Annotated in this window: 5 protein-coding genes; 2 read left to right on the top strand and 3 right to left on the bottom strand. The window is 66.6% G+C overall.

The genetic code is table 11. The annotated features are described in order from the left end of the window. The coding region (gene thiE, locus AC2VLV_RS08540; RefSeq protein ID WP_486989581.1) for a thiamine phosphate synthase at positions 1-1,474 on the bottom strand (1,474 nt) is incomplete at its 3' end. Between the two features lie 139 nt (positions 1,475-1,613). On the opposite strand from thiE, the gene AC2VLV_RS08535 reads away from it, so the two are divergent. Next, entirely contained in the window at positions 1,614-2,201 is a 588-nt protein-coding gene (locus AC2VLV_RS08535) for a hypothetical protein (protein ID WP_486989580.1), read from the top strand. A 72-nt stretch (positions 2,202-2,273) separates the two neighbouring features. Here the strand turns inward: AC2VLV_RS08535 and AC2VLV_RS08530 are convergent, their stop codons facing one another. Further along, complete coding sequence (locus tag AC2VLV_RS08530; protein WP_486989579.1) at positions 2,274-3,821, bottom strand: heavy metal sensor histidine kinase; 1,548 nt, start codon at positions 3,819-3,821, stop codon at positions 2,274-2,276. Further along, positions 3,811-4,488, bottom strand: coding sequence for a heavy metal response regulator transcription factor (locus AC2VLV_RS08525; RefSeq protein ID WP_486989578.1), 678 nt, complete (start codon positions 4,486-4,488; stop codon positions 3,811-3,813). The genes AC2VLV_RS08530 and AC2VLV_RS08525 overlap by 11 nt, the downstream gene beginning before the upstream one ends. 143 nt (positions 4,489-4,631) lie before the next feature. Here AC2VLV_RS08525 and AC2VLV_RS08520 point away from each other — a divergent pair, with 143 nt between their 5' ends. Then, on the top strand, positions 4,632-6,083 hold the full coding sequence (locus tag AC2VLV_RS08520; RefSeq protein WP_486989577.1) for a TolC family protein: 1,452 nt from the start codon (positions 4,632-4,634) through the stop codon (positions 6,081-6,083). The last annotated feature ends 165 nt before the right edge of the window (positions 6,084-6,248 follow it).

The raw sequence follows: 6,248 nt of genomic DNA, 5'->3' as shown, positions 1-6,248 counted from the left end.
GCCAGATGTGCAGGGCTTCGCGCACGGCCAGGCGCGGGTTGACCGCCTGCGTCACGGCGCTGACGACCGCCGCGCCGGATACCCCGGCGGCCCGCACTGCCGTCATTTGCTCCAGGCTGATGCCGCCGATCGCCACCACCGGATAGCGCGGTGACAACCACTGCCGCCACTGGGTCAGGCGCTCCAGGCCCAGCGGGCGATAGGGCATGGCCTTGAGCGTGGTGGGAAAGACCGGGCCGAGCGCAATATAGGAAGGCCGAAGCGCATGCGCACGGGCGATCTCGGCCGGCGTATGGGTGCTCAGGCCCAGACGCAGCCCGGCGGTGTGGATGGCGGGCAGGTCGGCGGTATGCACATCGTCCTGCCCGAGGTGCACGCCATAGGCGCCGACCTCGATGGCTTCGCGCCAGTGGTCGTTGATGAACAACTGCGTGCCCGGCACTTCTCGCGCCGCCTGCACGGCTTCGCGAATCTGCATGCGCAATTCGGCGCCCTCTATCTCCTTGATGCGCAGCTGGATGGTGCACACGCCCCACTCCAGCAGACGCAGCACCCAGTCCGCATCGGGCACGACGGGATAAAAACCGATCTGCCCGGAGAGCCGCGCGAAATCGGGCGGTGCTTCTTCAGACTGCCCCGGCAACGGCAGCCAGGGAAGATCGTCGCTGTCAGCCCGCGCGTCGGTTCGGGTGTTCGGCCGCCCCGGTCCGGCCGCAATGGCCTGATCGATGCCGGCATGCGCTCTCAACTGCGCCTCGGCAGCGGCGTCGAGCACGCTCCAGCCATCGGCCAGTCGCGCGGCGCACACACTGGCATGAACGCTGCCCGAGCCATGCGCACTGCGCGGCAGACGGCGGCTGACGAGCGGCAGCACCGTGCTGCTGGTGATGTACCAGTCGGTGCTGTGCGCCCCCCAGGCATTGCCGCCTTTCACCACCACGGCACGATGCGGCGCCCCCGCCTCCAGCCAGCGGCTGCGAATCGCGTTGACCCATGTGGCCGGCGGAGGCCCCATCTCCCAGGCAGGCAGATCGAGCAAGGCGCTGGCTTCCGCGCGGTTAGCGGTGATGAGATCGGCCCGCTGCGCCAGACGTATGGCCAGACCGCCTCCCTGCGCCTGGGCCCAGGGCTCTGAGCCGTCCGCCGAAGCCAGTTGCGGGTCCCACACCACCGGGCACTGCCGCGCTTCGACAAACTGCGCCACCTCCTCGGCCACCGCGGCGTGGCTGATCATGCCGATTTTTACTGCGGCGGGCTCGCCGTCGGCCAGCAAGGTGCGCAGGCTGTTGCGCAGCAAGGCCAAGTCCGCGGCCTGCACGCCCTGCACGCCGTAGGAGTTCTGCGCAGTCAGCGCCGTCGTGATGCTCGACCCGCGCCAGCCCAGCGCAGCCCAGGTGGCGAGATCGGCCGTCTGGCCCGAGCCCCCCGTGGGATCGTGGGCGTCAATGGTAAGAAGGTAGGCAGTAGTGGTCATGTTGGAGTTTTCTCGGTTGGTTGCGGCAGTGTAGGCAAGCTGCGCTACGGCTCAAGTCTTGTAAGCTGACCACACATATTTCAGTTCGATGGCAAGACCCACTTGTCAACGTTCCCTGATCGTTCCCGTTCACTATCCCATGAAACCGAACCTCGCACTCCCCGCCCTCCTCCTGAGCGCCTGCGCCTGGGCTTTGCCTGCGCACGCCGAAGGCCCTCCGGTCAGCATTCAGTTCAGCATCGGCACGCCACCTCCGCAGCCAGTCTATGTGGCGCCGCAGCCGGTGTATGCGCCGCCGCCCGTAGTCGTCGCGGCGCCGCCCACCATGATTTGGCTCCCCGAATTCGGCGGCTATGTCGCGCTAGGGGTATCGCAGCCTTTGTTCTACCTTGGCGGCATCTATTACTACAACAGCGGTGGACGCTGGTACACAGGCCCGCACTACGGCGGCCCCTGGCATCGCGCCGCACGCATTCCGCCCGGCCTGCGCCAATTCCATGATCGCGACTGGCGGCGGGCTCAAGACCGCGCCTATCGTCACGACCGCGATCCCCACTGGAAGCGTTTCCGCGCCGAGTCGCCCCGCCCCGGTTATCGCCCCGAGGGCGGCCCCCCGGGACAACGCCCAGACCACGGACGCGGCCCGGATCGGCATGACCGTGAACAACAGCATGGCCACGGGAATGACCGCGGGCCAGGCAACGGTCACGGACGCGACAACCACTGAAAGCCGCGAGCGGCAAGGAGCCCATCGCGGCGCTCCGGTCAGTGCAGTGCAGCGCCGCAACTCGCTCTGTTTTCAATGCGTCGGCCAGTCCAGCATCATTCGGGTACCGTGATTCGGGATGCTCTCCACGCTGACCTCGCCGCCATGCAGGCGCACGATGTTGCGCACCAGGGCCAGGCCCAGGCCCAACCCGCCGCGGCTTCGGCTGCGTGCGGCATCGGCGCGGTAAAAGCGGTCGAACAGATACGGCAGGTGCTCGGCGGCGATGCCGCAGCCGGTGTCGGCCACTTCAATACGTATTCCGCCGCTGTGTGAATGCGCTGAGAGCGTCACCACACCGCCACGCGGGGTGTGCGCCAAGGCGTTGCCGATCAGGTTGCCCATGGCCCGCTGCAGCAGCATGCGGTCGGCTTGAAAGGCCAATTGTGGTGTCGTCCGCACATGAAGGCGCACGTCGGCCTCGGCAGCGGTTACCTCGAAGAAATCGGCCAGGGTGCGGAGTTCCTGTGCGACATCCAGCCGTTCCAGACGCAGCGCGGCATCAGGATGCTCGGTCTGCGCCAGAAACAGCAGGGTCTGAATCATTTGCGACAGACGCTCGCACTCCTCCACCGCCGATTCGAGCGCCTCGCGGTATTCGCCAGGTTCACGCGGTCTGCCCAGCGCCACCTCCAGCCCGCCCCAAAGATTGGTGATGGGCGTGCGCAATTCATGCGCCATGTCGGCGGAAAACTGGGAGATGCGGCCGAACGATTCCTCCAGCCGTTGCAGGGTGGCATTGAAGGCCAGGGCGAGCGTCTGCAGTTCAGCGGGCAGGCGTTGAGTATCGAGCCTTTTGTGCAGGTCTTGCGCACCGATGCCGCGCGCGGAATCGGCCATATGCCGCAAGGGGCGCAGACCGCGCCAGGCAATGCCATAACCCGCAGCGGCCGCAGCGAGAATGGCCGCGATCAGCACCGCCGAGAGGCGGAGCCGGTAATCGGCCAAAATACGCGACTCGGCCGTGCGGTTCAGCGCCACTTCCAGGCGTATCGGTACGAGCGCCGTCCCTGCCGCAACCGGCGCCGTCAGCGGCAGCATGGCGGTGAGGTAATGCTGATCGTGAGGCAGATGCACTTTGTGCAATCGCGGCGCCCCCTGAACGCCCGGCGCGAGAAAAGCGGCTTCATTCAGCGCGCGGTTAAAACCCGGTGTTTGCAGCAGCACGACCCCACGAGCGTCCAGCAGGCGCAGGTAGAGATCGCGCGGCGCATCCGGCGGCAGCTTGAGATAGGCCTCCTGCCCCACCTCATCACTCTGTACGGGGTGGGTCTGCAGCAGCGCGGCAACGGTATCGAGTTTGCGCAGGACTGACTCGCGGTCTTCCTGCATCATGCGCGCGCTCAAGCCCCAGTACACCCAGCTGCTTGCCGCCAGCAGGATGATCGCCAATGTCAGCGAAAACGCTCCCGCCATCCAGGCCGCTAGCGAGCGCGGCGGCAGCCCGTACTGGCGCAGACGGCGCAGCGCAAAGTCGGTCCAGCCCAGCAGGCCCATGCCTTGTCTCTCGCGGCTCTCGCCTGCCTGGGTTCGCAGGGAAGACCGGGAAGCGACCACGGCCTCGGTCGAATCACTTCGCATCGCGCACTTCCAATACATAACCCACTCCGCGAACGGTGTGCAGCAGCGGTGCGGGGAAAGGCTCGTCGAGCTTGCTGCGCAAGCGACGAATGTGTACGTCCACCACATTGGTGTCGCTGTCGAAGTTCATATCCCAGACCTGCTCGGCGATCAGGGTGCGCGACAACACCTCGCCAGCGCGTCGTGACAGCAGCGCCAGCAGCGCGAATTCTTTTGGAGTAAGCGCCAGCCGCTGCCCGCCGCGCTCGGCGCGCTGGCGATGCATGTCAACCCGCAGATCGGCCACTTCCATCACGTCGGGCATGCGCGTGACTCCGCGCCGCAGCACGCTGCGCACCCGCGCCAGCAGTTCGGAAAACGCGAAAGGCTTGACCAGATAGTCGTCAGCGCCCAACTCCAGCCCGCGCACCCGGTCGGCCACGCCATCGCGCGCGGTGAGCATGAGCACCGGGGTGGTCTGCCGCGCCCGCAGTTCGCTCAGCACGCTCCAGCCGTCGCGGCCGGGCAGCATGGCATCGAGCACGATCAAGTCGTACGGCTGGGTCAGCGCCAGATGCAGACCATCCGTGCCATCAACGGCGACATCTGCGATGAAGCCGTTCTCCCCAAGTCCGCGCTTGAGATAGGCCGCCGTCTTGGCCTCGTCTTCGACAATGAGAATTCGCATCCTCGCATTGTCGGCTCGCCGCTCACAGAGCGACGTATCGGTCTGCAACATGACGGAATCGTCATGCGGACTTCATGTCGGCGTCAACCCCCGCAGTGCAGCATGCGGGGATGACAGCATGCTCATCAAACCCCGCGGGTCGATTGCTACTTGCAGCTCTGCTCGCAGCGCTGCTGGGCGGGTGTGCGAGCGCACCGGCTTTGCCCCCCGAAGTCACCCCGCAAGCCAGCGCAAATGCACTGCAACACCGCAGCCTGCTCGATCCGCGATTGCAGCGTTTCATCGCCCTGCAGACGGGGACGCCGCACCCAATCGCCCAGCCCTGGACGCTGCAAGATCTAAGTCTGGCCGCGCTTTACTTCCACCCCAGCCTGAAGGTGAGCCGTGCCAACGCGCAACTGGCCCAGGCCGACTTGCAAATTGCCCGACAGTATCCCAACCCCAGTCTGCAGTTCGGCCTGAAATACGGCGCCGCGGCCGGGCTGCTGGCGCCGAGCCCGTGGACCGTGGGCATGGCCATCGGCCTGCTGCTGCAATCGCAGGCTCAACGCGCCGCACAGACCGCGCGTGCCGTGGCGGGCGTGCACGCTGCGCAGTTGCTGCTGAGCGGCGCGCGCTGGACGGTACGCGACGAGGTGCAACAGGCCTATGTCTCGCTTTGGGCGGCGCAGCAAAGGACGCATCTTCAGCAACAAGTGCTGGAAACCGATTTAGCCTTGCAAGGCCGCACCGCAGCAAGGGCGCAAGCAGGCATGGACTCGCCGCTGGCTGCCGCGCTGGCCCAGCAGGCCGCACAAAACGCCGCCCTGCAACAGAGCCGTGACATCGGCGCGGAAAGCGCCGACCGCGTCGCTCTGGCCGGTGCGATGGGTCTGCCGACTGCCGCGCTGAAGGACGTGCAAATCGACTTTTCTGCGCTTCACAACCCTCCAACCCTCCCAGATGCAGCCCGGCTGAGGCGGTTACGGCGCAACGCTCTGGAACAGCGCGACGATGTTCGCGCCGCCTGGCAAGGTGTGCTCTCGGCGCAAGCCGCCCTGCGGCTGGCGCAGGCCCAGAGAGATGGCGGGCCGCCGTCGATCGCCCCCGGCGCCGAGCGCGATCAGGGCGTCAACCGTCTGATGCTCGGCGCTCGCATCCCTGTGCCACTGTTCAACCAGCATCAGGGCCAGATCGCAGCAGCCCGCGCGCGTTTGAGTTTGCGAGAAGCCATGCTCAAGCAAACGCAGGCGCGAGTGCTCGTGCGCATCGAACAGGCGGAAACCGCTCTGCAGGCCGCACAAGACCAGGTACGCCAGGCCGAGCAATTGATCGCCGCCAATCGGGCATTGCTCAACGCCGACCTTGCCGCCCAGCACCGCGGACTGCTTGGACCGGAACCTGCCCTGCGTGCGCGACTGCGACTTCTGTCCACCGAGCTAGCGGCGCTGCAAGCGCGCACCGCCCAATGGCTGGCACTCGACGCATTGCAGGCCGCCCTCGAGCAACCCGATCTTTCGGCAGCCCGGTCGCGGCCTTCCAACTCGGCGCCGCCCGCTGTCAAGCCGCCCGCTATGGCGCCGCATCTGTCTCAAGTGATCTGGCGCAAGGAGTAAACCCTGATGCAGAGCAAAAAAACCTTTCCTCTCCGCATCAGCCTTGCGGCCTGTTGCGCGACCGCGTGCTGGCTGGGGGCAACTTCGGCGCAGGCCGCCTTGCCGCGCCCCGTGCGGTGGAGCGCAGAGCAGATACGGTCGGCCGACTTGCGGATCGAGCACCTC

The sequence above is a fragment of the Thiomonas sp. TH-17 genome (genome assembly GCF_057473305.1).
This window is presented reverse-complemented; position numbering and strand designations above follow the sequence as displayed.